25 protein-coding genes are annotated in these 26387 nt (G+C 71.6%); 18 read left to right on the plus strand and 7 right to left on the minus strand.

Translation table 11 applies throughout. The features are described from left to right. Nucleotides 1-37: 37 nt before the first annotated feature. Nucleotides 38-2683: a VIT domain-containing protein gene (locus QP090_RS17710; RefSeq protein ID WP_285940021.1), complete on the minus strand. Its 2646-nt coding sequence runs from the start codon at nucleotides 2681-2683 to the stop codon at nucleotides 38-40. Beyond that, on the minus strand, nucleotides 2680-3489 hold the full coding sequence (locus QP090_RS17715; protein ID WP_285940022.1) for a MerR family transcriptional regulator: 810 nt from the start codon (nucleotides 3487-3489) through the stop codon (nucleotides 2680-2682). Before QP090_RS17715 ends, QP090_RS17710 begins: the two co-directional genes overlap by 4 nt. 322 nt (nucleotides 3490-3811) lie before the next feature. Here QP090_RS17715 and QP090_RS17720 point away from each other — a divergent pair, with 322 nt between their 5' ends. After that, on the plus strand, nucleotides 3812-5500 hold the full coding sequence (locus QP090_RS17720; protein ID WP_285940023.1) for a sigma-70 family RNA polymerase sigma factor: 1689 nt from the start codon (nucleotides 3812-3814) through the stop codon (nucleotides 5498-5500). Nucleotides 5501-5632: 132 nt separating this feature from the next. Next, complete coding sequence (locus QP090_RS17725) at nucleotides 5633-5842, plus strand: NlpC/P60 family protein (protein WP_285940108.1); 210 nt, start codon at nucleotides 5633-5635, stop codon at nucleotides 5840-5842. Between the two features lie 156 nt (nucleotides 5843-5998). Here the strand turns inward: QP090_RS17725 and QP090_RS17730 are convergent, their stop codons facing one another. After that, a complete protein-coding gene (locus QP090_RS17730) occupies nucleotides 5999-6490 on the minus strand; it encodes an inorganic diphosphatase (protein ID WP_285940024.1) in 492 nt (163 codons plus the stop codon). 171 nt (nucleotides 6491-6661) lie between these two features. On the opposite strand from QP090_RS17730, the gene dacB reads away from it, so the two are divergent. The 11 genes from dacB (at nucleotide 6662) to QP090_RS17785 (ending at nucleotide 17281) form a co-directional block, all read left to right on the plus strand. Further along, nucleotides 6662-8023: a D-alanyl-D-alanine carboxypeptidase/D-alanyl-D-alanine endopeptidase gene (gene dacB, locus QP090_RS17735; RefSeq protein WP_285940025.1), complete on the plus strand. Its 1362-nt coding sequence runs from the start codon at nucleotides 6662-6664 to the stop codon at nucleotides 8021-8023. 219 nt (nucleotides 8024-8242) lie between these two features. After that, nucleotides 8243-9412 carry a zinc-dependent metalloprotease gene (locus QP090_RS17740; RefSeq protein WP_432763048.1) on the plus strand — a complete coding sequence of 390 codons (1170 nt, stop codon included), beginning with the start codon at nucleotides 8243-8245 and terminating at the stop codon, nucleotides 9410-9412. Nucleotides 9413-9473: 61 nt separating this feature from the next. Further along, nucleotides 9474-10484 (plus strand): tRNA lysidine(34) synthetase TilS, encoded by a 1011-nt coding sequence (tilS, locus tag QP090_RS17745; RefSeq protein WP_285940026.1) that lies wholly within the window; start codon nucleotides 9474-9476, stop codon nucleotides 10482-10484. Nucleotides 10485-10581: 97 nt separating this feature from the next. Then, nucleotides 10582-11145 carry a hypoxanthine phosphoribosyltransferase gene (hpt, locus tag QP090_RS17750; RefSeq protein WP_285940027.1) on the plus strand — a complete coding sequence of 188 codons (564 nt, stop codon included), beginning with the start codon at nucleotides 10582-10584 and terminating at the stop codon, nucleotides 11143-11145. Between the two features lie 493 nt (nucleotides 11146-11638). Further along, the gene (gene ftsH, locus QP090_RS17755) at nucleotides 11639-13642 is read left to right on the plus strand and encodes an ATP-dependent zinc metalloprotease FtsH (protein WP_285940028.1); all 2004 of its coding nucleotides are present in this window, start codon (nucleotides 11639-11641) and stop codon (nucleotides 13640-13642) included. A 53-nt stretch (nucleotides 13643-13695) separates the two neighbouring features. Next, entirely contained in the window at nucleotides 13696-14271 is a 576-nt protein-coding gene (gene folE, locus QP090_RS17760; protein ID WP_285940110.1) for a GTP cyclohydrolase I FolE, read from the plus strand. Nucleotides 14272-14465: 194 nt separating this feature from the next. Beyond that, a complete protein-coding gene (folP, locus tag QP090_RS17765; protein ID WP_490393321.1) occupies nucleotides 14466-15431 on the plus strand; it encodes a dihydropteroate synthase in 966 nt (321 codons plus the stop codon). Then, entirely contained in the window at nucleotides 15428-15865 is a 438-nt protein-coding gene (locus tag QP090_RS17770; protein ID WP_285940029.1) for a nuclear transport factor 2 family protein, read from the plus strand. The genes folP and QP090_RS17770 overlap by 4 nt, the downstream gene beginning before the upstream one ends. Then, on the plus strand, nucleotides 15862-16227 hold the full coding sequence (gene folB, locus QP090_RS17775) for a dihydroneopterin aldolase (RefSeq protein WP_285940030.1): 366 nt from the start codon (nucleotides 15862-15864) through the stop codon (nucleotides 16225-16227). Before QP090_RS17770 ends, folB begins: the two co-directional genes overlap by 4 nt. Continuing rightward, nucleotides 16224-16811: a 2-amino-4-hydroxy-6-hydroxymethyldihydropteridine diphosphokinase gene (gene folK / locus QP090_RS17780; protein ID WP_285940031.1), complete on the plus strand. Its 588-nt coding sequence runs from the start codon at nucleotides 16224-16226 to the stop codon at nucleotides 16809-16811. The genes folB and folK overlap by 4 nt, the downstream gene beginning before the upstream one ends. Continuing rightward, nucleotides 16808-17281 (plus strand): DUF3180 domain-containing protein, encoded by a 474-nt coding sequence (locus tag QP090_RS17785; protein ID WP_285940032.1) that lies wholly within the window; start codon nucleotides 16808-16810, stop codon nucleotides 17279-17281. The genes folK and QP090_RS17785 overlap by 4 nt, the downstream gene beginning before the upstream one ends. Nucleotides 17282-17318: 37 nt before the next feature. Here the strand turns inward: QP090_RS17785 and QP090_RS17790 are convergent, their stop codons facing one another. Beyond that, a complete protein-coding gene (locus QP090_RS17790) occupies nucleotides 17319-17963 on the minus strand; it encodes a TetR/AcrR family transcriptional regulator (protein ID WP_285940033.1) in 645 nt (214 codons plus the stop codon). 101 nt (nucleotides 17964-18064) lie between these two features. Between QP090_RS17790 and QP090_RS17795 the strand changes: the two genes are divergently transcribed. After that, nucleotides 18065-18952: a TIGR03620 family F420-dependent LLM class oxidoreductase gene (locus tag QP090_RS17795; protein WP_285940034.1), complete on the plus strand. Its 888-nt coding sequence runs from the start codon at nucleotides 18065-18067 to the stop codon at nucleotides 18950-18952. Between the two features lie 95 nt (nucleotides 18953-19047). On the opposite strand, the gene QP090_RS17800 is transcribed toward QP090_RS17795, so the two are convergent. After that, the gene (locus QP090_RS17800) at nucleotides 19048-20196 is read right to left on the minus strand and encodes an NADH-quinone oxidoreductase subunit D (protein ID WP_285940035.1); all 1149 of its coding nucleotides are present in this window, start codon (nucleotides 20194-20196) and stop codon (nucleotides 19048-19050) included. A 175-nt stretch (nucleotides 20197-20371) separates the two neighbouring features. Between QP090_RS17800 and QP090_RS17805 the strand changes: the two genes are divergently transcribed. After that, complete coding sequence (locus QP090_RS17805) at nucleotides 20372-20911, plus strand: PH domain-containing protein (protein WP_285940036.1); 540 nt, start codon at nucleotides 20372-20374, stop codon at nucleotides 20909-20911. A 299-nt stretch (nucleotides 20912-21210) separates the two neighbouring features. After that, nucleotides 21211-22479 carry a PH domain-containing protein gene (locus QP090_RS17810; protein ID WP_285940037.1) on the plus strand — a complete coding sequence of 423 codons (1269 nt, stop codon included), beginning with the start codon at nucleotides 21211-21213 and terminating at the stop codon, nucleotides 22477-22479. Nucleotides 22480-22491: 12 nt separating this feature from the next. Here QP090_RS17810 and QP090_RS17815 read toward each other — a convergent pair whose 3' ends face one another. After that, a complete protein-coding gene (locus tag QP090_RS17815; RefSeq protein WP_285940038.1) occupies nucleotides 22492-23310 on the minus strand; it encodes an alpha/beta fold hydrolase in 819 nt (272 codons plus the stop codon). A 90-nt stretch (nucleotides 23311-23400) separates the two neighbouring features. On the opposite strand from QP090_RS17815, the gene QP090_RS17820 reads away from it, so the two are divergent. Beyond that, a complete protein-coding gene (locus QP090_RS17820) occupies nucleotides 23401-23853 on the plus strand; it encodes a MarR family transcriptional regulator (RefSeq protein WP_285940039.1) in 453 nt (150 codons plus the stop codon). Nucleotides 23854-23925: 72 nt separating this feature from the next. Further along, on the plus strand, nucleotides 23926-25134 hold the full coding sequence (locus tag QP090_RS17825; RefSeq protein ID WP_285940040.1) for a cytochrome P450: 1209 nt from the start codon (nucleotides 23926-23928) through the stop codon (nucleotides 25132-25134). A gap of 186 nt (nucleotides 25135-25320) precedes the next feature. Here the strand turns inward: QP090_RS17825 and QP090_RS17830 are convergent, their stop codons facing one another. Further along, on the minus strand, nucleotides 25321-26322 hold the full coding sequence (locus QP090_RS17830; protein WP_285940041.1) for an SAM-dependent methyltransferase: 1002 nt from the start codon (nucleotides 26320-26322) through the stop codon (nucleotides 25321-25323). Nucleotides 26323-26387 lie beyond the last annotated feature (65 nt).

Here is a 26387-nt window from a genome sequence, read left to right on the forward strand (position 1 = left end):
TGGGGCGTCCGGTGGTGTGCGGACGCCCCACCGGTGGTCAGCCGGATCGCTTCCAGAAGGCTCGGCGGGGTGCGGCCGGCTGTGTCGGGGGGTTCTGGGCGATGAAGCCGCTGATCACTCGGACCGTCCGGTGCCAGAGCTCATCGAGACGGGTCGTCGACAGCGGGAGCCGTTCGGTGCGGAGTTCGGTGAGCAACTGGGCGAGCGGGGCCACCCGTGTCGCGTCCACGCCGCCGCGTTCGAGCTGGCGGATGTTCAGCTCCAGCATGTCGGCCACCCAGCGAAGCAGGTGATGCTGCCGCTGGTCTTGGGCCCCGGTGCTGATCCGGGTCAGGCGGTCGAGCTCGCCCGAGAGCCGCTCGCAGGCGTCGGCGAGTTCCTGCCGGACGTCGCTCGGTGCGGGTGCTCCGGTGTGCTGCGCCTCGTCGTCCGGTGGGGGGCCGGCCGGGGCGGGCCTCCCGTAGCCACCCTGGGCCGGGCGCGGCTTCCTGTAGCCGCCCCGGTGCGGGCGCGACGAGCCGTGCACGGGACCGCCGCCCGGGACCGGTGGGCCGCCGGGGGCACCTGGAGAGGGCGGGCCACCCGGCATGTATGGGCCGCTCGGGGCAGGGGGTGCGCTCGGAGCCGGCGGAGCACCCGCCGTGGACGGGGCGACGGGACTCGGCGAGCTGCCTGGGGCCGGTACCCCGCTTGGCGTGAACTCCGCGACGTCATCCGGTAGGGGAGATGCGGAGCGGCGGCGCGCGCGGGTGCGCATCGCCGTCCGGACCGCCATGGTCTCGTCCGGTGCCGCCCAGCCGTTCGGGAGGTCGACCGGCTGGGTGACCTGGTGCGGGATGCCGCCCGCGGTGACGACGTGGCTGTCGATGGCCACGAACGCGGTGAAGCGGCACAGGACTCCGAACCGCAGCGACGTGTCGACGATGCGGTGTTCCAGCTCGGGGGTGCCGCTGACGGTGAAGCGGTCCTCCAGGTCGCGAAGATGGGCGCGGGCCCAGATCGATCCGGCGGCCGGGTTCTTGGCCACCGTGCCGGCGGCGTGCCGCTCCCACGCGGTGCCGTTCGCTGCGGCGCCCCGGATCGCGAGGGTTCCCTCGGGGACGCCCCGGAAGCGGCCCGCGACCACCAGCGGCACGCCGGGGAACAGCGCGCCGATGCGGCGGGGCGCCACCGAGTCGGGGACGATCTCGAGCCCGTCGGCGTGCAGGGTCAGCCCGGTCGCCAGGGGCGCGCCGATCCGATGATGGATCTGCTCCATCGCCTCGTCGAGGCGGTCCTCGGACTCGACCAGCTCGCAGCGCCCCTGGCCGATGGAGGCGAGCCGCTCGAGGAAGCTCGCGTTGACGGCGCGATCGATGCCGACCGTGTGCACGCGCACTCCGCGCAGCCGGGGCTCCAGCCGGGCCAGGATCTGGTCTTCGTTGCCCACCTGCCCGTCGGTGATGAGCACCAGCACGCGGTCGTTCGGGGAGTCGGCGAGCAGGGTGCAGCCCTGCTCGAGCGGAGCGAGCATCTCGGTGCCGCCGCGCGCTCCGAGCGCCGTGAGGTGCTCGACGGCGCGGAACCGGTTGCGGTCGGTGCCCTCGGCCAGCCCGGTGCCCAGCTCGGCCGGATGTTCGATCACCGTGTCGAAGGACAGCACCGCGAACCGGTCGCCGCCGCGGAGCGTGTCGACGATGCGTGCGGCGGCGCGGCGGGCGGCGATCATCTTCCAGCCGTGCATGCTGCCGGAACGGTCGAGGATCAGCACCACGTCGCGCGGGCGGGGGGTGGTCTCGCCGGAGGGCAGCACGGTCATGGTGAACGTGCCCTCCTCGCCGGCCTCGTCGGGGATCAGGCACAGCGCGGCGGTCTCGTGTTGGTCGTGGGCCATGCGCAGGATGAAGTCGCGGTCGAGTCGCTCGCCCGGGTTCAGCCGCACGATCGTCCGATCGCCGTCCGACTCCTCGGCCACCACATGCAGCGCCGAGCGGATCTCGGTGAGCGGCAGCCCCGCCGGGTCGATGTCGACGGTGATCGACAGCCGTACCGGGTTGGGGAAGCCGGGCAGCAGCACCGGCGGGCTGATCCGGGACGCGTCGGGGACCACGTCGGTGTCGTCGGCCACGCCAGAGCCGGCCGCCGCCTCGTCCAGCGGCGCCCCCGGGATGTAGCGGGGGGCCACCACGAGCGGGAAGCGGAACGTCGAGCAGCTGCTCGGGCGGGCGCCGCTCTCGGCGTCCGCGCCGTGCGTCTCGTAGGGAAGGGGCTGGTCGAGTGCCAGCCGGACGGTCACGCGCTCGCCGGGCAGGATGTTGCCGACCCGCATGGTGAAGACGTCGGGGCGGTCCTCTTCGGCGATCGCGGCGCGCTGCCCGGCGGCGATCGCGGTGTCGTACTCCTGCCGTGCCTGCCCGCGCTCTTTGAGGACGCCTTCGACGACCCGGTCGGCGGCCTCCATGCGCAGCGCGGTCACGGCGGCGCGGTCTGGCAGCGGGAAGATGTAGGTGGCCTCCAGGGGCACGTCGAACGGGTTGTGGAAGCCCTGTGCGATCTCGATCCCGGCGGCCAGGCCGGTGATCGAGGCGCGCACGTCGATGGTGTCGAGCGGCAGGTTGCCCCTGTCGGTGCTCAGCGCGCCCAGGCCGCGGCCAGGGGGCGGAGGCGTCTCGGACTCGGGAATCGGAAGGATGCACACGGTCACTGTGATCTCCGGGGAGGGATGTCGGACGGGTTCGCAGGGGTCTCGGCGGGGAGCTCGATCAGCCCGCGCCGCCGCAGCTCGTCGAGCAGCGGGCGCGCCGCGGTCTCGATGGCGGCCAGGTCGTCGCCGCTCAGCTGGGGGACGTTCAGCAGCACGGTGAGGTCGGGGGTCAGCCGCACCCCCTGCACGAGGGCCGGAGCCGCACCCGCGTGCTCGAGCGCCTCGGGGAACACCGACGAGGTGTAGGCGACGTCGGTGCGCGCCGCCCAGAACCGTGCCCGCGCCTTCTGACCGTTCTGGTCCCGCCTCGTCGCGGACTCCGGGTCGGCGGGCGGCGCGGATGCCCCGCCGGAACGCTGTGCGATCGGGGGGCCGGGCGTTGTCGGGGACGACGGTTCGGAGGCGAGGGCGATGGCCAACGCGGCTTCGTCCTCCGCGGGGGCGGGGGCGGAGGTCGCGGCGCCCGTGAGCACGCCCGAGGGGTCCATGGCCGGCGGAAGGTCGGCGATGCGTTGGAGGGTGGCGTCGGTCGCGGCGGCCAGCTCGAGTTGGATCTCGGCGATGGTGCGGCCCGCCGATTGGCGGCGTTTGACCGCGACCAGTTGGAGGAGGTGGCGCCGTCCGTAGAGGGCGGTGCGCCCGCGGCGGCCGAGTGGCGGATCCACCAGGCCGATCGTGGTGTACCAGCGGACGAGGCGCTCGTTGGGCAGGTCGCGCACCCGGCCGTTGACGCGTACGGAGCCGTCGGCGGCGAGGGCCGCGACGGCCTGCTCCGTGAGCTCGGTGATCGTCCAGGTGGCGTCCATGGACTGACGATGACACTGTCACGATGACACTGTCAAGTCGATCATCGAGCTCACGAAGCCGGCCGTCGCTGGGCGAAATGACCAGCGCCCCGGACGTCTTTGGTGACGCTTTACCGTTTGCGGTGCAATGATCGCCGCTGGCGAAGTTCGGCCGGCGGTCGAGCGTTCCGCCTGGATGAAATGGCGCTGATATCCCCTTGAAGGCTGCTAAAGCCCACGCCTGATGAAGGAGATCGGCTCGCGGGGTCGATGCTCTTTGGGTGGGCATGCTCGATTTTTCAAATTGCCGCGCAAGAGCTTCCGGGGGCCCTAGCTTTCTGGCATGACTGACCACGTCTTGGTCGAGGCGCTGCGCGAGCGCGATCCAGACGCCCCGGCGTCGGTATACGACGCGTACGCCGAGCGGCTCTACGCGTACTGCTGGTTCCGGCTGCGCGGACAGGGCGCGGCACAGGCGGCGCTGCGCGACACGTTCACGGTTGCTGAAGCGCACATCGCCAAGCTGCGCGATCCGGATCGGTTCGGGCCGTGGCTCTACGCCATCGCCCGGCAGGAGTGCGAAGGGCGCCAGCCCTGCGGAGAGCAGCCGCCCGACCTACCGGCCGCCGGTGACCACCAGGAGGACGTCGACCAGCGGATCGTCGCGTCGCGGGCCGTGCTGGCGCTCTCCCCGCTCGCCCGGGAGATCTTGGAGCTGCGGATCCGGCACCAGTTGTCGGTGCCCGATCTGGCCGCCGTGTTCGACCTGCCAGCCAAGGACGCCCAGGCGGCGCTCGACCGCGGGCATGACGAGCTGGAGACGGCGCTGACCGCTGAGATCCTCGCCCACCAGGGCCCGCACGGTTGTGTCGAACGGGCGCTGCTTCTACAGGAACGGCATGGCGAACTGTCCCGCGAACTGAGCGGACGGCTGACCCGCCACGCGTTGGACTGCATTGTCTGTAAAGCGTTTCGGCCGCGCGCCGTCTCTGCGGCAAAGGTGTACGGGATGCTGCCGAAAGCCGAAACTCCCGAAGGGCTTCGGCGGCGTGTCATAAGCAGCTTCCAGGACACCGAGCCTGTGGGGGAGCGCCTCTCCGCCGCGGATCGGATCACCGAATTCACTCCTGATGGATTCCCGAGGCCACCTCAGCGCCAGACGGTGTCCCCAGAGCCGGCTCTGCCGCTCCAGCGTGCACGATTTCCGTGGTCGCGCCGCCTGGGCACGAGTGCCGCGGCGGGGGCCCTCCTGCTATCGCTCGGTGGTGGCGTCTCCGTGCTCTACGGCGTGTCCGGAGCGAGCGATCAGAACGTGGGCCCGGCGGCTTCTGAAGGAGAAGAGCGCCCGGTGTCCGGTGCGGAGTGGCCTGAGGTCCGGTCGCTCGGCAGGCCGGGCGCAGGAGGGGCCGGCGGCACCCTTACCGCCTCGGCGACGTTCCCGCTGGGCGCTCGCACTCCGTCTGCGCCGTCCACATCGTTCGCTCCGCCACCTGATCCGCGGTCGTTCCCGCCCGCTCCCAGCACCGGCGCCTCCTCGGGAGCGGGTCACTCCACCAGTGCCGGGACGCTCGTGGTCTCCGCATCCGCTCTCGACCTGGCAGGCGGTGCGAACGGCTCCATCGAGTTGCAGGCGGCCGGTGGCCCGGTCACTTGGCTGGCGAGGGCCTCGGGGCCCGTACGGCTGAGCCGGTCGTCCGGACGGCTGGAGGCAGGGCAGTCGATGACTCTCGGCGTGCACGTCGTCCGCAAGGCCCGTTCGTCAGGCGAGGGCCGTATCGACTTCGCGCCTGGAGGACCACGCGTCCGCGTCACTTGGCGTCCTGCGGACAATGGTCCCGGACACGCGCCCGTCCCCGTGTCCCCGCCGGGGACGGTACCGGGGACGACACCCGGAACGACGGCGCCGGGTTCGGCCCCTCCGCCTTCGCCGTCCGAGTCCGGTCGGCCGGGTGGTCAGTCGCCGTCTTCCGACACGCCGCCGCCGTCGAACGACTCTCCGCCGCCTGCCGGACAGCCGGAACCAGTCCCGTAATGCCTGGCCAGTACCGATGCCCCCGTTACGGCAGGGGTATTCGGCGCCTGTCGCCGAGCACCGCACCGCTTCGTCGTCATTCGAAATCATTTCCCGGCCGTTCGACCGTGCTGCGTCTGGCCAGCGGATCGAATCGCGGAAGCGTCGTCTGGAGCGGCGCCTCGGCAGCGCCCAGGAACACGCCGCCTCCGTTCAGCGTGCGCGTGGTGGACCTCCGGACCGCATGTGTCCCTGCGGTCATTGCGCGCGGGTGACCTGGTCTTCTTCGCCCACGACACATCGGAACCCGACACGATCCACCATGTCGGCATCTTCATCGGCGCCACCCGTGCACTCGGCTGACCGCGTGCGCGGCGCACGGGAACGGTCCTGCCGAAGGCGTGGCCTCGAGCGCGCGGGGGAAGGCGAAAACCCTTCCGTACGGCCGGGGGCCATACGGAAGGGTTCGACGTGCCTCGTCGTGGACGGCCGGGAGCGGACCGTCGCCGTCCTCGCGATTCAGTGGCCTCCCTGGTCGACCGCGCGCTTGCGGGAGCGCTCGATCTCGGCCTCTGCCTCGACCCGGCCCACCCAGCTGGCGCCCTCGACGGACTTGCCCGGCTCCAGGTCCTTGTAGACCTCGAAGAAGTGCTGGATCTCCAGGCGGTCGAACTCCGGGACGTGGTGGATGTCGCGAAGGTGCTCCTGCCGGGGGTCGGTCGCCGGAACGCAGAGGACCTTGTCGTCACCACCGGCTTCGTCGGTCATCCGGAACATGCCGACGGCGCGGCAACGGATGAGGCAGCCGGGGAACGTAGGCTCCTGGAGGAGGACGAGCGCGTCGAGCGGATCGCCGTCCTCTCCCAGGGTGTCCTCGATGAACCCGTAGTCCGCCGGGTACTGGGTGGAGGTGAACAGCATCCGGTCCAGCCGGATGCGGCCCGTCTCGTGGTCCACCTCGTACTTGTTCCGCTGGCCCTTCGGGATCTCAATGGTGACGTCGAAATCCAAGATGTCCTCCGCTCCCTGCGCGGTCGCAGTGATTAGTCTTTCGGGAGTCTGAGCGGGTGAGGCCGACCCCCACAGGGTGGGTGTTCCCTTATATAAGGATGTCGCACGTTGGTGAGTGGTGAGTGGGAGAGGGGCGGTAGCGTGCCTGCACGGGGCCGCACCCTCGCTCTGGTGTCGCTGTCCCTCCTTAATGTCTTCACCGCCGTCGCGGCGCTCGCAGTGGTCAAACTCACACCGGATCGACATCTGTCGCCCCAGCCGCCCAGTGTGGCCGAACGCGATCTCGTCTCCGCGACCGCGTCCCTGCCCGCCGCGGATTCGTCCTCGGCGCGCGTACCGAACGCCTCTACCTTGGCGGGGCGGCTGTCCGGACTGATCGGCGGCCCCGGCGCGAAGATCAACGCGGTGGTGATCGACGCCGTGACCCGCCGGCCACTGTTCGAGCAGCGCGCCGATCGGCCCGCCACCCCGGCCAGTACCACCAAGCTGGCCACGACGGTGGCGACGCTCGCCGCGCTCGGCCCCGGGCACCGGATCACCACACAGGTCGTCCGTGGTGCCGGGGGCGGCATCGTACTGGTCGGAGGCGGGGATCCTACCTTGACGGCCCTTCCCGCGCGCCCGGGCGCTACGCATCCGCCTTACGCCTCGCTGACGGACCTGGCCCGGCAGACCGCCGCGTCCCTCAAGGCGGCCGGCGTACAGCGCGCCCGCGTGGACTATGACGCGTCGGCGTATCAGGGACCGCGCGTCGCCGCCGGATGGAAGCCCAACTACCTGCCTGACGGCGAGGTGGCTCCGGTCAGCGCACTGACACTGGACGAGGGCCGGGTCGCTCCCGGAGACCCGACGCAGAAGTCCCGGGTGGCGGATCCGCCCTCTTCCGCTGCGGCCGCGTTCGCGCGACTGCTGACCCGTAACGGCGTGTACGCGAAGCGTGGCCGTCGCGTTGCCGCGCCTCAGGGCGCGGCGCGCCTGGGCGCTGTGCAGTCACCTCCGGTGTCCGCACTGATCGAGCATCTGATGACCGAGAGCGACAACGACGTGGCCGAGGCGATGGCGCGGCAGGTCGCGATCAAACTGGGCCGTCCGGCGTCGTTCGCGGACGCGGCGCAGGCCGTGCGGCAGGTGCTGGCGGGCCTCGGCGCCGCCGAGGGCGTCCAGGTCAACGACGGCAGCGGGTTGTCGCCGCTCAACCGGATCACTCCGCTCGCGCTCGCACGGCTGGCGTCGCTGGCCGCCTCACCCGACCATCCTGAACTGCGTTCGGTCATCACCGGGCTGCCGGTCGCGGGATTCTCCGGCACGCTCCGGCCGCCTCGCTACACGGTCGCGGCGAGCCAGGCCGGCGCCGGGACGGTCCGGGCCAAGACCGGGACGCTCGCGGGCGTCAGCACCCTCGCAGGGGTGGCCTACGACGCCGACGGGCGCCTGCTGGCCTTCGCCTTCATGGCGGGCGACGGCAAGAGCCCCGTCGACCCCGGCAAGCTCGACCGTCTCGCGGCTACGGTCGCCTCCTGCGGGTGCGGCTGAAGCCGTCTCCTGCGGGTGCGCTGGACCTTGTACGGCCCGCGTTCGGCCAGTGCTGCCCTCCGCGCGTGTGCGCGAGGGAAGCGGGGGCGGCACGTGCCGACGGGGGATCCGGGACGGCGCGTGTGGACGCTCTCGTACGGGAGATAACCAGAACGGTTGTTCGTTGAACGATCGTGCAGGGCGCTCCGGCGCCACGTGTTGAAACGTACGGTGGAGTACATGAGCGCCTCAATGATCGACTGGAACCTGGCGGTTCAGACGGGTACCCGTCTCGTCCGGCCGGGGCCGCAGGTCAGCCATGCCGAGGCCCGCGAGGTCGTGGCCGAGCTGCGGGAGCTGTCCGGGCTGGCCCACGGGCACGTGCGCGACTTCACCGGCATGGCCTCGGAGATCGATCCGGCGCCGGCGACGGTCGTCGACCGTCCCGGCTGGATCCGCGCCAACGTGGACGGGTTCAGGGTGGTGCTCGAACCGCTCATGGAGCAGATGCAGGAGCGGCGCGGCCCCGGCCTGCTCGGCGGCGGGGCGGGCACCGTGGTGGTCGAGGCGATCGGCTCCCGGGTCACCGGCATGCAGGTCGGCGGGATCCTCGCGTACATGGCCAGCCGGGTGCTCGGGCAGTACGAGCTATTCCTGCCGCCCGACCCGTCCGGTCTCGCGCCCACGGGCCGCCTGACGCTCGTCGCGCCCAACATCGTCCACGTCGAGCAGGAGCTCGGTGTCGACGCGCGCGACTTCCGGCTGTGGGTGTGCCTGCACGAGGAGACGCACCGCGCGCAGTTCACCGGGGTCCCCTGGCTGCGCGAGTACGTGCAGGACCAGATGACCAGGTTCCTGCTCGCCTCGGATCTCGATCCCGGGGCGATGCTGGACCGCATCCGGGACGCCGCGGAAGCGGTCGCCGACGCGGTGCGCGGGGGCGACTCCAACCTCATCGACGCGATCCAGACGCCTGAGCAGCGCGAGATCCTCGACCGGCTCACCGCGGTCATGACGCTCGTCGAGGGCCATGGCGACTATGTGATGGACGCCGTCGGCCCCGAGGTCGTCCCGTCGGTGCAGCAGATCCGCGCGCGCTTCCAGGGACGCCGTGACGGCGGTTCGCGGATGGACAAGACGATCCGCCGGCTGCTCGGCATCGACCTGAAGATGAAGCAGTACGCCGAGGGCTCACGGTTCGTGCACCGGGTCGTCGCCGACGCGGGCATGGACGGGTTCAACCAGGTCTGGCAGTCGCCCGAGACCCTGCCGACCCATGCCGAGATCAAGGAACCGGCCCTCTGGCTGGAGCGGGTCGTCCGTTCCCGCTCCCTCGACGCCTCCTCGCCGGCGGTGGACGCGCCCTCCCCAGCGGCGGACGGGACTCCTCCTGACGCGAACGAGGCCTGAGGCCGCCGAGGTATGGCTCCATAGCGCCGGGCCGGTAGCGGCCGGATGGTAGAGATTTCCCATGGGCCCTGATCCGGCGGTGGCGGCGGTACGGCTGGCGGTTCGGCGCGTGCTCGCCGAGCTGCCGCCTGACTCGATGGTGCTCGCGGCGTGCAGTGGAGGCGCCGACTCCCTGGCTCTGGCCGGTGCGCTCGCCTTCGAGGCGCCCCGTTCGGGACGTCCGGCCGGGGGGGTCACGATCGACCATGGCTTGCAGGACGGCTCGGACGACCACGCCGCCGCCGTTGTACGCACTCTGGCGGGCCTTGGGCTGGACCCTGCCGGGTCCGTGGCGGTCGACGTGGGGGAGGAGGGCGGCCCCGAGAACGCCGCCCGTACGGCCCGCTACGCAGCTCTGGACGCGACGGCGGTCCGGCTGCGAGCCTCCGCGGTACTCCTCGGCCATACACGGGACGACCAGGCGGAGACGGTCCTGCTGGGGCTGGCTCGTGGTTCAGGGGCACGGTCCCTCGCCGGGATGCCGCCCTCGTTCGAACGCCGCCACTCCTCGTCCGAAGGGGTGCGCTACAGGCGGCCGTTGCTGGAGCTCGACAGGGCGACGGTGCGGCGCGCGTGCCTGGCAATGGGGCTGGACCCCTGGGACGACCCGCACAACGACGACGAGGCCTACGCGCGTGTGCGCGTCCGGCATGAGGCATTGCCCACTCTGGAGCGCGTGCTGGGGCCGGGAGTGACCGACGCCCTGGCGCGCACGGCCCGGATGCTGCGCGATGACGCTGACGCCCTGGACGCCCTTGCTGCGCGCGCGTACGCGGATTTCGACGCGACGGAGGGCCCCGAGAAGGTCGCGCTTCTGCTGAAGGGACTCGACGACCTGCCCGCCGCCGTAAGGACCCGGGTGCTGCGGACCGCGGCGATCCAGGCGGGCAGTCCACCGGGTACGCTCGCGGCCGTCCACGTCGACGAAGTGGATCGGCTGGTCACGGACTGGCATGGGCAGCGGCACGTCGACCTGCCCGGAGGTCTACGCGCTTTCCGGCGGTATGGGAGGCTGCTGTTCGGTCCGGTTTGACACCGCGTCGTGTGTGTTCGGTCACGTGACGCGTTCGCCTCAAGGTGGCGTCCGCCCGCGCGGGCGGACGAGTGGTCGCGACAACGAGGGTGGGGTTGTGGACGAGAAGGACCTGGGCAGGGATCTGGCAGAGGTGCTGATCCCCGAGGATCGGCTACAGGCCAAGGTGCGGGAACTCGCCGCGCAGATCGACACCGACTACACCGGCAAGGACCTGCTGCTCGTCGGCGTCCTCAAGGGCGCCGTGATGATCATGGCGGACCTGGCGCGGTCGCTGCACACGCCGGCCTCGATGGACTGGATGGCGGTCTCGTCGTACGGCTCGGGCACCAAGTCCTCGGGCGTCGTGCGGATCCTCAAGGACCTCGACACCGACATCATCGACCGCCACGTGCTGATCGTGGAGGACATCGTCGACTCCGGTCTCACCCTGTCCTGGCTGGTCAGCAACCTGCGCTCGCGCGGCCCGGCCTCGCTGGAGATCTGCGCGCTGCTGCGCAAGCCGGAGGCGGTCAAGACCGACCTCGACGTCAGGTACATCGGGTTCGACATTCCCAACGAGTTCGTCATCGGGTACGGGCTCGACTACTCGGAGAAGTATCGGAATTTGCCTTTTGTGGGCACTCTCGCGCCCCACGTGTACGGAGGCGACGGAGCCTGAGCGGGCCGCCCGGGAGTCGACCAGGAGTCGCCCGGGGTCCGGCCGAGGGCTCGCCGAGGACGCTCGCAAGAGCCCCGGAAGGGCCCGGCGGGCCCGGCGGAGGCCCCGTGGTGGACCGGCGGCGGTGCGGTGGTGGACGGCCGGAGCGGGCGGACACTCCCGGATGATTCTCGATCGGCCGGTGAAGGGCACGAAAAGTACGTCAGGGAACAAGGGCCCCCGACCGATCGTTGCAAGGGACGTCGACGGGTATATCGGATGGATCAGGGGATCGGCGCTGGCTGCGTCCTCTGTGCGGTGCGGTGTACCGTCGGTGTTCCGGGTCCTCGGGCCCGGGAGCCACATGATGGAGACCGCCTCGGCGGGTGTGCGCCCCAGGCGAGGGCCCGCCGTGTACGAGATCGGTTCGCAGTGGTGCCCGTCCCCATGGCGGGCGAGGATCGTACACAGACGTTGGTCAGGAGGGACGGGCCCCGTAGGGGTAACCGGATAAATGGACGTGAAGCGCTATTTTCGCGGGCCGCTGCTGTGGATCCTGCTGTTCGGCCTCTTGGTCGCCCTTGTCATGTGGGGCGTCAATCCCGGTCGTTCATTTGAGAAGACCGACACCTCCAAGGTGGTCCAGGAGATCGCCGCTGGGCAGGTGAAGTCCGCCAAGATCATCGACAAGGATCAGCGGGTCGAGGTCACTCTCACCAACGGCAAGCAGCAGCAGGCCTCCTGGGTCGACGGTCAGGGTCTCCAACTACAGAACCAACTGCAACAGCAGGCCAACGCGGGCAAGCTTCCCGGCGGTTACAACGTCGAGGTGCCCAAGCAGAGCTTCTTCCTCAACCTGCTGTTCAGCCTGCTGCCCATCGTCGTCATCGTGCTGATCTTCTTGTTCATCATGAACCAGATGCAGGGCGGCGGCAATCGGGTGATGAACTTCGGCAAGTCCAAGGCCAAGCTGATCACCAAGGACACGCCGAAGACCACGTTCGCGGACGTGGCGGGGGCCGACGAGGCGCTGGAAGAGCTGGAGGAGATCAAGGACTTCCTGGCCAATCCGGCCAAGTTCCAGTCCATCGGCGCCAAGATTCCCAAGGGCGTGCTGCTGTACGGCCCGCCCGGCACCGGCAAGACGCTGCTGGCCCGCGCGGTCGCCGGCGAGGCCGGGGTGCCGTTCTACTCGATCTCCGGTTCGGACTTCGTGGAGATGTTCGTCGGCGTCGGCGCCTCCCGGGTGCGCGACCTGTTCGAGCAGGCCAAGACCAACGCCCCGTCGATCATCTTCATCGACGAGATCGACGCCGTCGGCCGGCACCGCGGCGCGGGGCTCGGCGGCGGGCACGACGAGCGCGAGCAGACCCTCAACCAGCTCCTGGTCGAGATGGACGGCTTCGACGTCAAGGGCGGCGTGATCCTGATCGCGGCGACCAACCGGCCCGACATCCTCGACCCGGCGCTGCTGCGTCCGGGCCGCTTCGACCGCCAGGTCACCGTCGACCGTCCCGACCTCGAGGGCCGCAAGGGCATCCTGCGGGTGCACGGCCGCGGCAAGCCGTTCGCCCCCGACGTCGAGCTCGACATCATCGCCCGCCGTACCCCGGGCTTCACCGGTGCGGACCTGGCCAACGTGATCAACGAGGCGGCGCTGCTCACCGCGCGGTTCGACCGCAAGCTGATCGACATGGACACCCTCGAGGAGTCCATCGACCGCGTCATGGCCGGGCCGGAGCGCAAGACCCGGGTGATGTCGGACAAGGAAAAGAAGATCATCGCCTACCACGAGGGCGGGCACGCGCTGGTGGCGCACGCGCTGCCGAACTCCGACCCCGTGCACAAGGTGACGATCCTGCCGCGCGGCCGGGCCCTGGGTTACACCATGACCCTGCCGATGGAGGACAAGTTCCTCACCACCCGCTCGGAGATGAACGACCAGCTCGCCATGCTGCTGGGCGGACGCACCGCCGAGGAGCTGGTGTTCCACGAGCCGACCACCGGCGCGGCCAACGACATCGAGAAGGCCAGCTCGATCGCCCGCAACATGGTGACCGAGTACGGCATGAGCGAGCGGCTCGGCGCCCGCAAGTTCGGCACCGGCCAGGGCGAGGTCTTCCTCGGCCGCGACATGGGCCACGAGCGGGACTACTCCGAGGACATCGCCTCGGCGATCGACGACGAGGTCCGCCGCTACATCGAGGCCGCGCACGACGCCGCCTGGGAGATCCTGGTCGAGTACCGGGACGTCCTGGACGACCTGGTCATCAACCTGATGGAGAAGGAGACGCTCTCCAAGGACCAGGTGCTGGAGATCTTCGCGCCGATCCAGAAGCGGCCGTTCCAGAACTCCTACACCGGTTACGGCAAGCGCCTCCCGTCCGACCGGCCGCCGGTGCTGACGCCCAAGGAGCTGGCGCTGATGGGCCCGCAGGACGTCACCGACCTGACCAAGAGCAACGGCCAGGGGACGGGCGTGGCCGAGCCCACCGACCCGGCTCCGGGCGAGAGCTGATCGCTTTGGCTCTCCCGTACGACGAGGACGCGCCGGTCGGGGCCGTCACCGGCATGCCGGACTTCGACCATGGCCGGGTCGAGCGGGCGGTGCGCGAGATCCTGTTCGCGATCGGGGAGGACCCCGATCGCGACGGGCTCCGCGACACCCCCGCCCGCGTGGCGCGCGCGTACGCCGAGCAGTTCGCCGGGCTCCGGCAGGCGCCCGAGGACGCGCTCAACAAGGTGTTCGAGGCCGACCACGACGAGATGGTCCTGGTCAAGGACATCGAGGTCTACTCGACCTGCGAGCACCATCTGACGCCGTTCCACGGGCTCGCGCACGTGGGCTACACGCCCAACAAGAAGGGGCAGATCACCGGGCTGTCCAAGCTGGCCCGGCTGGTCGACGTGTACGCCCGCCGGCCGCAGGTCCAGGAGCGCCTCACCAGCCAGGTCGCCGACGCGGTGATGCGCATCCTGGAGCCGCGCGGCGTCATCGTGGTGATCGAGGCCGAGCATCTCTGCATGACCATGCGGGGCGTGCGGAAGCCCGGCGCCCGGACGGTCACCTCCGCCGTGCGCGGCGACTTCCGGGATCACGCCGAGACCCGCGCCGAGGCGATGAGCCTCATCCTGGGCCGCGCCTGATCCCAGGGCGCGGGCCGGAGGTGTGGGCACTACGCTCACTGCACGGCCTGCACATTCTGTGAAGGCCCGCCGGCACCCTTCGGGGAGCCCGGCGGGCCTTTGCGTGTGTGACGATCGAATCCCTTTGGACAACGGGCGTCCAGGGCACTGGGCGGCGCGCGAAGGGCCTCCCGTCTGGGCATAGGCTTGTTCGTATGACCAGTGCCGTCGTTCCAGGACTGCCAGCGCCGGGGCGCTGCCTGGTCATGGGCGTGGTCAACGTGACGCCCGACTCGTTCTCCGACGGCGGCACCTGGTTCGACGCCGACAAGGCCATCCGGCACGGGCTCGATCTGGTCGCGGAGGGCGCCGACGTGGTCGACGTGGGCGGCGAGTCGACCCGTCCCGGCGCCCAGCGGGTGTCCCGTGAGGAGGAGCTCCGCCGGGTCGTCCCGGTCATCGAGGCCCTCTCCGCCGAGGGCGTGCCGGTCAGCGTCGACACCATGCGCGCCGAGGTGGCCGAGGCCGCCGTCGCCGCGGGAGCCCGGCTCGTCAACGATGTCAGCGGCGGGCTCGCCGATCCCGGAATGCCGCGGATGGTCGCCGCGACCGGTGTGCCGTACGTCGTCATGCACTGGCGCGGGCACAGCCACGACATGCAGAGCAGGGCCGTGTACTCCGACGTGGTGGGCGAGGTCCGCGACGAGCTGCTGCGCCGCGTCGACGCCGTCCTGGCCGAGGGCGTCGACCCGTCCATGATCGTGCTGGACCCCGGGCTCGGGTTCGCCAAGAGTCCCGAGGCGGGCCACAACTGGGCGCTGCTGGCCCACCTCGACACGCTCCTCGGCACCGGCTACCCGGTGCTCGTCGGGGCGTCCCGCAAGGGATTCCTCGGGAGGCTCCTGGCGGCCCCCGACGGAACCCGGCGACCGTTCAACGACTGCGACGACGCCACTGTCGCGATCACCGCCCTGGCCGCCGCGGCGGGTGCCTGGTGCGTGCGGGTGCACCGGGTCCGTCCCAACGCCGACGCCGTTCGGGTGGCCTCCGCCGTACGCACCGCGGGGCCCGCGGGCGCGTCTGAGCGTCCCGGTATGGCGTCCCGGCGTGATGTGGCGGTGTCCGAAGCCGACAGTGACGCGGCGGGCCGCCGCGGCGATTCCGGGAGCGACCATCGATGAGCCCTGCCGTTGACCGCGCCGACCTGGAAGAGGCCCACGCGGAGTTCTACGCCGCGTTCGAGGAGGGCGATCTCGACCGGATGTCGGCGGTCTGGGCGGACGGGCCGTACGCCGGGGGCGTGTCGTGCGTGCATCCCGGCTGGCCGATGCTGCGCGGCCGGGACGAGGTGCTCCGCTCGTGGGCGCTGATCATGGCCAACACCACATACATCCAATTTGTCCTGACTGATGTGGAATGTGATGCTTACGGGGACCATGCGGTGGTCACCTGCAAGGAGAACGTCCTCACCGCCGACGAGGGCACCGAGACGGGCTTCCTCGCCGGGGGGAGCATCGTGGCGACCAATGTGTTCGTCCGGCTCGGCGGGGAATGGCGACTCCTGCTCCATCACGGTTCCCCCGTACTCAATGGAGCAGAGGCAGAGGAAGAATGACTCTCGACCGGATAGAGCTGCGCGGCCTGCGCGCCCGCGGCCGGCACGGCTGCCTCCCCGCCGAGCGTGAGCTCGGGCAGGAGTTCGTGGTGGACGTCGCGCTGGGGCTCGACACCCGCCCGGCCGCGGCCGGAGATGATCTGTCGCGTACCGTCGACTACGGATCACTCGCCGGCCGCCTGGTCGCCGTCGTCGAAGGGGAGCCCGTCGACCTCATCGAGACTCTGGCCGGCCGGTTGGCGGAGGTCTGCCTGCAAGACACGCTGGTGATGGAGGCCGAGGTCACCGTCCACAAGCCGAGTGCCCCGGTGCCGCACCCCTTCACGGACGTGGCCGTGAAGATCACGAGGAGTCGCCCATGACAGCGTCCGACCGCATGCCCGACCGCACCGCGACCGGTGGCCACATGCTGGTCCAGCACCGAGTCGTCTTCTCGCTCGGCAGCAATCTCGGCGACCGCCTGGAGAACATCCAGGACGCGGTCGACGCTCTGTTCGACGCCCCCGGGCTGGATTTCGTCGCGCTGTCCCCGGTGTACGAGACCACTCCGTTCGCGCCGCCCGGCGAGACGCTGCCCGAGCAGGACGACTTCCTCAACATCGTCCTGGTCGCCGACACCCGGCTCCCCCCGGAGAACCTCCTCGAACGCATCCTCAACATCGAGAACTCGATGCAGCGCGTCCGGGAGGTCCGCTGGGGGCCGCGCACCCTCGACATCGACATCGTGGTGTTCGGGAACGTCTCGTCCGCCGATCCCCACCTGACCCTGCCGCATCCCCGCGCGCACGAGCGGGCGTTCGTGCTGGTCCCGTGGGCCGACATCGAGCCGGACGTGCTGCTGCCCGGCCACGGCCGGATCGGCGACCTGGCCGGTGCCAAGCAGGCGGAAGGAGGCCCGTCGGCCGTCCGCCGCCGGGAAGACCTGACCTTGCAGCCGCCTGCATGAAGCACACTCGCCCACTGCCCCTCATCGCCCTGGTGATCGTGGTCGCACTGATCACCTGGGCGGTGCTGCGCACCGCCTACGTGTCGCTGCCGCCGCTGCCCTGGACCGCGGTGCCTACGCTGCTGCTGCTCGCCCTCGGGGAGGCGTTCACCGGTGTGAACGTGCTGCGCCGGATCCGCCGCAAGCCCGGGACCAAGCCGGTCGAGCCCCTGGTCGTCGCGCGGATGGCCGCCCTCGGCAAGGCCAGCGCGCACGCGGCGGGGGTGCTCGGCGGCGTCTTCGCCGGCTTCGCCGCCAGCCTCGGCGACGCGCTCGACAAGCCGACGCCCCGGCACGACTTCTTCGTCAGCGGCGGCACGTTCCTGGCGGCGATGGTGCTGGTCGGCGCCGCCTTCTTCCTGGAGTACGCGTGCCGGGTTCCCAAGGACCCGGAGGAGGAGTCCAGGAAGCACGGCGCATCCCGTTCTTGACGCCTGGTGCTTGACGTTCGCGCTGGGCGTTCTCGGTTCACGGATGTGCTGCGTGGCGAGCGGGCGTTCCGTGGCCGGGTGGCGGGCCGCCCTCCGATGAGAGGGCGGCGGCCGGGGTGAGCCCGTCCAGGACCATGCCGAGGAGCCTGTCGAGGTGGCCGGGGTCGCCGCCGAACGCCTTCTCGTTACCCCACGTGACACCGTGCACGAGGGCGAAGAACTCCATGGCGTCGATGTCGGCGCGGATCTCCCCCGCCTCCTGGGCCTGCGTCAGCAGTGCCGTGCCGGCCTTGCGCATCGCCGTGCAGGACGCGTGCAGATCGGACGTCTCGTCGCGCAGCGTCGTCGTGAGCGCCGCGGTCAGGCCCGGGTAGGTCGTACTGATCTCGATGAACGACCGGGCCCAGTCGATCAGCACCGTTCGGCCCGGGGGCCGGTCGAGCATGCTCTGGCCCTTGGCCTTGAGCTCGTCGAAGCGCTCGCGCAGCAGGGCTTCGAGCAGGGAGTCACGGGTCGGGAAGTGCCGGTAGAGCGTGCCGATCCCGACGCCGGCGTGCCGTGCGACGTCTTCGAGGGACGACTCGATGCCGCGCTCGGCGAAGGCCGTGCGCGCCTCGTTGAGGAGCCGGTCGTAGTTGCGCCGTGCGTCCGCGCGCATCGGCTTTGGCGCGGTTTCGCCCACCTTGCTCTCCTCGAGTTGCCAACCGGAGTCTGCCTCCTTATTGTAGCCGTGGACAGGCCGGAGGCAGCCTCCGGTTAACGGTGGAGGGAGTCGTGATCAGCATGGACGAGATCAGGCGGCGGCTCGGCCCGTTCGGCGTCTGGATCGCGCCGGACACGTTGCTGAGGACGCCCGTGCCCGTGCAGCGCGCGCAGTTCGCCCGGATCGAGGGGCTCGGCTACGGGTCGCTGTGGAGCGGTGAGCCGCCGGCGGTCTCGTCGGCGGGCGGACGTGAGGCGTTCAGCCAGCACGGCCTGATGCTGGCCGCGACCGAGCGGCTCGTCGTCGGCACCGGCATCGCCAACATCGGGATGCGCGACCCGGTCGCCATGCGCGGTGGCGCCGCGACGCTCGCCGAGGCGTATCCGGGCCGCTTCATCCTCGGGCTCGGCGGGCAGAGCGGCGAGCGCCCGCTGAAGCGACTGCGCGAGTACCTCGACGCGATGGACGCCGCGACGTCGATCCTCCCCGAGGTCGACTACCCGCGCGTCCTGGCCGCCCTCGGTCCCAAGGCGCACGAGCTGGCCGGCGAGCGCGCCGACGGCGTGCACCCCTTCCTTCAGCCGCTGGAGCACACGGCGCTCGCGCGCAAGGCCCTGCGGCCGGGCGCGCTGCTCGTCCCGCACCAGATCCTGACGCTCGACACCGATCCGGACAGGGCGCGCGGCAGGTTGCGCGCGATGCTGTCCGCCGGGGGCGGCGCCATGGCCGAGAGCCCGTACACCCGGCACTACCGGCGGCTCGGATACGGCGACGACGACCTGGGCGGCGATCGCAGCGACCGGTTCGTCGACGCGGTCCTGGCCTGGGGCGACGAGGCCGCCGTCGCCGACCGGCTGCGGGCCCACCTGGCCGCGGGCGCCGACCACGTGCTGCTGCACCCGTTCGCACCCGACCTGCCCGCCGCCGTCGACCAGCTCGAACGGCTCGTGCCGAGGCTGACCGGATGAGGCCGCCCGGGACGACGCCGCCCGTCCCGACGCCGCCCGGGACGACGCTGTCTGAGGTGGGGCCGCCTGGGGCGAGGCCGCCTGAGGTGGGGCGGCTACTTGTCGATGTCGCCGACGACGAAGAACATCGATCCGAGAATGGCGATCATGTCGGCGACCAGATGGCCCGGCAGCAGCTCGGCCAGCACCTGCACGTTGTTGAACGAGGCCGACCGCAGCTTCAGCCGCCACGGGGTCTTCTCGCCCCGCGACACCAGGTAGTAGCCGTTGATGCCGAGCGGGTTCTCGGTCCACGCGTAGGTGTGGCCCTCGGGCACCTTCAGCACCTTGGGCAGTCGCTGGTTGATCGGGCCCGGCGGCAGCTCGGCCAGCCGGTCCAGGCACGCCTCGGCCAGGTCGAGCGAGGCGTACACCTGGTCGAGGAGGCATTCGAACCGGGCCAGGCAGTCGCCCTCCGACCGCGTCACCACCCGCGGGGCGAGCTCGCCGTACGCCAGGTACGGTTCGTCCCGCCGCAGGTCGAAGTCGACGCCCGCCGCGCGCGCGATGGGCCCGGACACCCCGTACTGGAGGATCTGCTCGCGCGTGATGACCCCGACGCCGCGGGTCCGCGCCCGGAAGATCTCGTTCCCCATGATCAGGTCGGCGAGGTCCGACATCCGGGCCCGCACGTCGCCGACCGCGTGCCGCGCCCGGCCCGTCCAGCCCGCGGGCAGCTCCTCCTTCAGGCCGCCGACCCGGTTGAACATGTAGTGCATCCGGCCGCCGGCGATCTCCTCCATGACCCGCTGAAGGGTCTCGCGTTCCCGGAACGCGTAGAAGATCGGCGTGATCGCGCCCACCTCGAGCGGATAGGAGCCCAGGAACATCAGGTGGTTGAGCACCCGGTTGAGCTCGGCCAGCAGCGTCCGCGCCCATACCGCCCGCGCGGGCACCTCCATGCCCAGCATCCGCTCCACCGCGAGCACCACGCCGAGCTCGCTGGAGAACGCCGACAGCCAGTCGTGCCGGTTGGCCAGCACGATGATCTGCCGGAAGTCGCGCACCTCGAACAGCTTCTCCGCACCCCGGTGCATGTAGCCGATGATCGGCTCGGCCGCGGAGATGCGCTCGCCGTCCAGCGTCAGCCGCAGCCGCAGCACGCCATGCGTGGACGGGTGCTGCGGGCCGATGTTGAGGGTCATGTCCTCGGTGGCGAGCTCCTTGGCGCCCGCTCCGATCCCGACGATCCGTTCGGTGCTCATGGTCGCGTCCTCGCCGCTCCGATCACGTCTCCATGGTCCCATGGCGGGCGGTGCGCGGTTTCCGGTTGACTAGGGGGCAATGAACGCAAGTCATGGCGAACTGGCGATGCATCATCCGAACCCGCCCTTTCCCGGCCCTTCGCAGGGGCCTGGGCCCGGCGCGTCCCCACCTCCGATGGCAACCGCGCCCCACCCCCCGGGCGCGCCACCCCCGGTCTATGCCGCCGATCAGGCGTTCGCCTCGGGCGGCGGGCTGCCATGGTCGCGCATCTCCAAACGGCACACGTGGCACCGGGCGACGAGCGCCGCCCTCACCGCGGTGCCGATCGCGGCCCTCGGCGCGTTCCTGGTCTCCCGCAATGCCGGGCTGCCCGGCGCCGCGCTGTGGGTCGCCGCGGTCATCGTCAGCGTCGCCCTCGCCGGGATCGTCGCCGAACTGGCCTGCCGCTCGCTCGGCTACGCCGAACGCGCCGACGACCTCATCGTGACGCGCGGCGTGTTCGTCAAGCGCCTCATCGTCGTCCCGTACGGACGGATGCAGTTCGTCGACGTGACCGCCGGGCTGCTGGAACGCTGGATGGGCATCGCGACCGTCCGCATGCACACCGCGGCGGCGGCCACCGACGCCACCATCCCCGGGCTCCCCGCGGCCGAGGCCGCGCTGCTCCGCGACCGCCTCGCCCAGAAGGGCGAGGAGCGGAGCATGGGCCTGTGAGCTTCGACCGCGGGGATCCCACTGCCCGGCCTCCCGTGCCGCCCGCGGGTCCGCCGTTCGCGGCCGGGCTGCGAGGTGGTTCGGCTGTTGCGGGGGGCTCGCCGCCCGTTCCTCCTGGTGGTCCCGGGTTCGTTGGGGCGCCGGTAGGGGTGGGCGTGCCTTATGGGGCTGGTGGGATGCCGCCTCATGTCCAGGGCTACGGGCCATATCGCGGGGGACCTCCGCCGGGGTACGGGTATCGGCCGCCTCCGGTTCGGTTCTCTGAGGGGACGCATCGGCTGCATTGGGCCACGGCTCCGTTGCGGGCGTTCGTCTTCATGGTCATCGGCTTCGTGCTGCTGGGCTTCCCGCTGTTGCTGACCCAGCGGAGCGGAGGTGTCACGCAGGTGCTCAGCCCGGTGGTGCTCCTCCGGTTCGTGCTCGTGATGGCGCCCATGATGGTGATCGCCGTCGGGTCGGGGCTGTGGGCCTGGCTTTCGCTGCGGTTCCGGGTCGATGGCGAGGACCTGGTGGTGGAGACCGGGCTGCTGCGCAAGAGGAAGCGGCGGATCCCGCTTTCGCGGGTCCAGGCGATCGATGTGGTGCGGCCCCTGGTGACGCGGGTGTTCGCGCTCGCCGAGGTGCGGGTGGAGCTGGCCGGTGGTGCGCAGAGCGAGATCGCGCTGCGTTACCTGGGACGGAACGCGGCGCAGCAGCTCCGGGCCGAGCTGCTCGCGCGCGCGGCCGGGCTGCCCGGTCATACCCCGGAGGCGCCCGAGCGTCCTGTGTGGCAGGTTCCGTTCGGGGCGCTGCTCGGGTCGCTGGTGCTGCGGCTGCCGGTGATCGGGACGGCGCTGCTGTTCCCTGCCTCCCTGGTGCTCCTGGTGGCGTACCGGGAGGTCGGGATGCTCGCGGTCACGGTTCCGGCCCTGCTGGGGCTGATCCGCGGGGTGGTGGCGCCGCTGGTGATGTACGCCAACTTCAAGGTGGCGATGTCGCCCGACGGCATCCGGCTCCGGTACGGGTTGCTGGAGACCCGGATGCAGACGCTGCCGCCGGGCCGGGTGCAGGCGGTCGGGATGGTCGAGCCGGCGATCTGGCGCGCGTTCGGCTGGGTGCGGCTCGACGTCACCGTGGCCGGGTACGCGGGCGATCGTCAGGCGCTGTCGTCCACGCTGCTGCCGGTGGCGCCGCGGTCGGTGGCGGTGGGGCTGATCTCGCAGGTGTTCCCCGGCAGCGATGTCGACGCCGTCCCGCTGCTGCCCGCCTCGGCCCGGTCCGTGGCGCTGGACCACGCGGACGGGGCGGGCACCGACGACACGGTGTTCGTGACCCGGCACGGCTGGCCGTGTCGGCGCACCGACGTGATCGCCCATGTGCGGGCGCAGAGCGTGCGGCTCACTGTGAACCCGCTCCAGCGGCTGCTGCGCCTGGCGACCGTCCACGTGGACGCGCCGCCCGGGCCGGTCAGGGTGGCCGCCGCCGGGCGCGACCTCGGTGAGGCGCGCGCGATTGTGGAGTCGACCGCGCATCGGGCCCGGGCCGCGCGCCGTTCCGGCGGCGACCCGGCCCACTGGGCGGCCCGCTGAGCGCGGCCCGGCTCAGGCGAGCACTTCCTTCAGGCGGGCGGCGAAGGCCCGGGGGAAGGTCGTGTTGCCGTTGTGGCCTCCCGGGAAGTGGGTGATGGGGACGTCGAGGAGCCGCGCGAGCTCTTCTGCACAGCGGTGGTTCCAGGCGTTCGCCGAGTCGCGGCCGGCGGAGGGGATGACGCGGGTGCCGGCGGTCCGGGCGACGTCGCCCGCGTCCAGGGTGCTGTGGGCGAGCCCGTCCAGGTCGTTGCTGAGGAAGAACTCGATGTTGGTGACCCGTTCGGGGGTGATCGGGGGGAGCGTGACCTCGGGCTCGGTCTTCATGGTGGCCATGTCGATGCCGGTGAAGGCGGCGATCCTCCGCATTGCGGCCTGCCAGCCGTCCCGGCGGTGGACGGCGGAGATCTCTTCCAGCGTGCGTGCGACGCGGTCGCGTTCGGCGGACGGGAGCAGCCCGGGGGTGGCGGGGTCGTGCGCGACGAGCGTGGAGATCTGGCCGGGGTGCGCGGCGGCCAGGTGCAGGCCGTAGAGGGCGCCGAGGCTGCATCCGAGCATGAGGGCGGGCTCGTCGGTGACGGCGGCCAGAAGGTGGTGCAGGTCGTCCGCGTTGGTCTCGGGGCTGACGGGGAGGGCCGGGTCCGTGCGGGTGCTGCGGGACAGGCCCCGGCGGTCGTAGGTGAGGACGGTGAACCGGTCGACGAGGTTGTCGACGAGGTCGGACGAGCGGCGGGCGTCCCCCTCGCCGCTCTGGGAGATGAGCAGCAGCGGGCCGTCCCCGCGGAGCTCGTAGTAGAGGTCGGCGCCGGGGACGGGGAGTGTGGCGGTCTTCATGATGGGTTCCTCCTTGGGGTTGCCCCCACCGTAACGCATCTAAATAGATGCATCAAGATGGATGTATCTAAGGGGATGTAAGTTGGGCGGATGAACGGAGTCGAGCTGTTCCTGCTGGGCCGCACCCTGATGAAGATCGGTGAAGAGGCGATGCCCGCCCCGCGCGGCGAGCACAAGGGCGGCACCCGCGCCGTCCTGATCGTGCTGAGCGACGTCGCCGCGCATGCGGACAGCGCGATCGGCGAGATCGCCGAGCGCACCGGGCTGCCGCAGAGCCAGGTCTCGACCGCCGTCGCGCGGCTCCGGGAGACCGGGTCGATCGTGGCCGCGCCCGACCCAGCCGACCGCCGCCGCCTCCTGGTCCGCAAGTCCGAGGAGGTCTCGGCGCGCGTGGCGGAGGTTCGGGCGACCACCATCGACGTCGCGCTGGCCGCCGCGCTCGGCACCGGCGACCCCGCGCGCGCCGCGGAGGTCGCCGCCGCGCTGGAGACCCTCGCCCGCCATCTCGGCCCGGAGAGAGCGGGGTCGGCGGGGTCTGCCTGATGTGGGACGGAGTGGTCGTGGGACCGGTCCGGGGCGGCCTGGGAGGGGTCGGGGGGGCTCTATCGTTCGGGGATGAGCGATGTGGCCTATGACCCGTGGGCGCCCGGTTTCGTGGCAAATCCGTATCCAGTGTTCGAGCGGCTTCGGGCCGAGCGGCCGGTGTTCTACGACGAGGCGACCGGGCAGTGGGTGATCACCCGGCACGCGGACGTCGGCGCGTTGCTGCGCGACCGGCGGCTGGGGCGCGGGTACCTGCACGTCGCGGGGCACGAGGAGTTCGGGCGGGAGCCCGAGCCGGAGTTCCTCAAGCCGTTCTGGGACCTGGTCAGGGCCGGGATGCTGGACGTCGAGCCGCCCACGCACACGCGGCTCCGCAGGCTGGTGTCGAAGGCGTTCACCGTGCGGATGGTCGAGGGACTGCGGCCGATGATCCGCGGGCTGGCCGAGGAGCTGGCGGGGGCGCTGGCGGCCAAGGGCGGCGGGAACCTGCTCGCCGAGGTCGCCGAGCCGCTGCCGGTGAACGTGATCGCCGAGATGCTGGGCGTGCCGGTCGAGGACCGGGACCTGCTGCGGCCCTGGTCGGCCGACATCTGCGGGATGTACGAGCTGAACCCGCCGATGGAGGCGCAGCGGACGGCCGTCCGGGCGGCGACGGAGTTCTCCGCCTACCTGCGGGAACTGGCGCGGGCGCGCCGGCGGGATCCGCGGGACGACCTGATCAGCGCGCTCGCCCAGGTCGTCGACGACGGCGACCGGCTGAGCGAGGACGAGCTGGTCGGGACGTGCGTGCTGCTGCTCAACGCCGGGCACGAGGCGACCGTGAACGCGACCGGGAACGGCTGGTGGGCGCTGTTGCGCAACCCGGGCGAGCTGGCCCGGCTGCGCGCCGACCGTACCCTCGTCCGGACCGCGGTGGAGGAACTGATGCGGTACGACACCCCCGCGCCGATGTTCGAGCGGTGGGTGCTGGAGGACATCACCGTCGGCGGGGTCGACATCCCGCGCGGTGCCGAGGTCGCCTTGCAGTTCGCCTCGGCCAACCGCGATCCGGAGGTGTTCACCGATCCCGACCGGCTCGACCTGTCCAGGGACCCCAACCCGCACATCACGTTCGGCCTGGGCATCCACTACTGCCTGGGCGCCCCGCTCGCCCGGATCGAGCTGTCGGAGTCGTACGGCGCCCTGCTCCGGCTCGCGCCGGAACTGCGCGCCGTCACCGAGCCGGAGTGGAAGCCCGGTTTCGTGCTGCGCGGCCTGGAGGCGCTGCACGTGGAGTGCTAGGCCGTGTTTTAAAGCCCGGCCCGGCGTTCTCGCCTGGCGGCTCGGGCGCCGACCGTGCTTGGGCGAGCGCTGCATCGCTTCGCGATCTGGCCGGTGGGGCTCGCCTCCGGCTTCGCCCCACCGGCCAGATAACGCGCTCGCGCGACGGCCGAGGCACTTTGAGACAGGACCTAGGCGGGGGACCCGTCAGCCGGGCAGGGAGCAGGGGAGAGGGACACCGACGGCCTGGACGAGCCACCCGAAGCCGCCCAGGCCCGCCGGGTCGATGAGCTCGGCGTCCTCCCCGGCCGAGCACAGCGCCGACAGGTAGCCGCGCGGGTCGCGGTGCGCGAGGTCGAGCGGGGGGCGCGTGCCTGAGAGGCCGAGGGCGCGCAGAGCGGTCCGCTGGGTGGTGAGCAGCGTGGACGTGGCCCCCGCGCGTTCGCCCGCCGCGGTGCAGGCGTCGAGCGCGACGTGCGCGGTCACGTCGCACGAGCCGTCCGGGACGGCGGGCACCGTCGAGCCGTCCCGGTAGCCGGCCAGCGTCCCGTACACCGGGCGGGACGCGCGGGTGTGCGAGTAGTCGACGGCGACGGCCACGCCGCGGTCCAGCCGTCCGACCACCGAGGCCCACGCCGAGCAGCGCGGATGCCCGATCTCGGCCCGGTCGCCCGGCTCGCGCAGCGGCCACCAGAGCTCCAGCCAGTCACGATCCTCGGGGGACGGCGCGGCGCCGGGCCGTTCGGCGCCGGTGGCGGGATCGACCAGCATGGTGCGGGGGCCGTCGGGGGTCTGCTCGACCACGTCCAGCGGCACGTTGTCGAGCCATTCGTTGGCGATCACCAGGCCGTTGACCGTGCCGGGCAGGTCGGCGCGCCAGGCGATCCGGTCCGGGACCCCGGCGGGCCGGGGCGCGATCTCCACGGCGGTCGGCGCGAGGCGGGCGGCGAGTTCGGGCTCGGCGGCGGCGAGGATGCCGGTGAGCAGGCGGCCGGAACCGGCGCCCACATCGATCAGGTCGAGCCGTCCGGGACGGCCGAGGGCGGCGTCGACCTCGGCGAGCAGTCTGCCGAACGCCGCCGCGAAGCGGGCGGAGGCGTGCACCGAGGTGCGGAAGTGCTCGGCGGGGCGTTCCCCTCGACGGTAGAAGCCGTCCTGCCCGTACAGGGCCCGCTCCATCGCGGACCGCCATGTCGCCCACCCCGTCACGCGTGCGACGTTACCCTGCGCCACCGCGTGCGGGCCGCGGGCCGGGAGACCCTCCCTTCGGGCCA

This window comes from Actinomadura xylanilytica (genome assembly GCF_030283145.1).
In the GTDB taxonomy this organism is placed as follows: Bacteria; Actinomycetota; Actinomycetes; order Streptosporangiales; family Streptosporangiaceae; genus Spirillospora; species Spirillospora xylanilytica.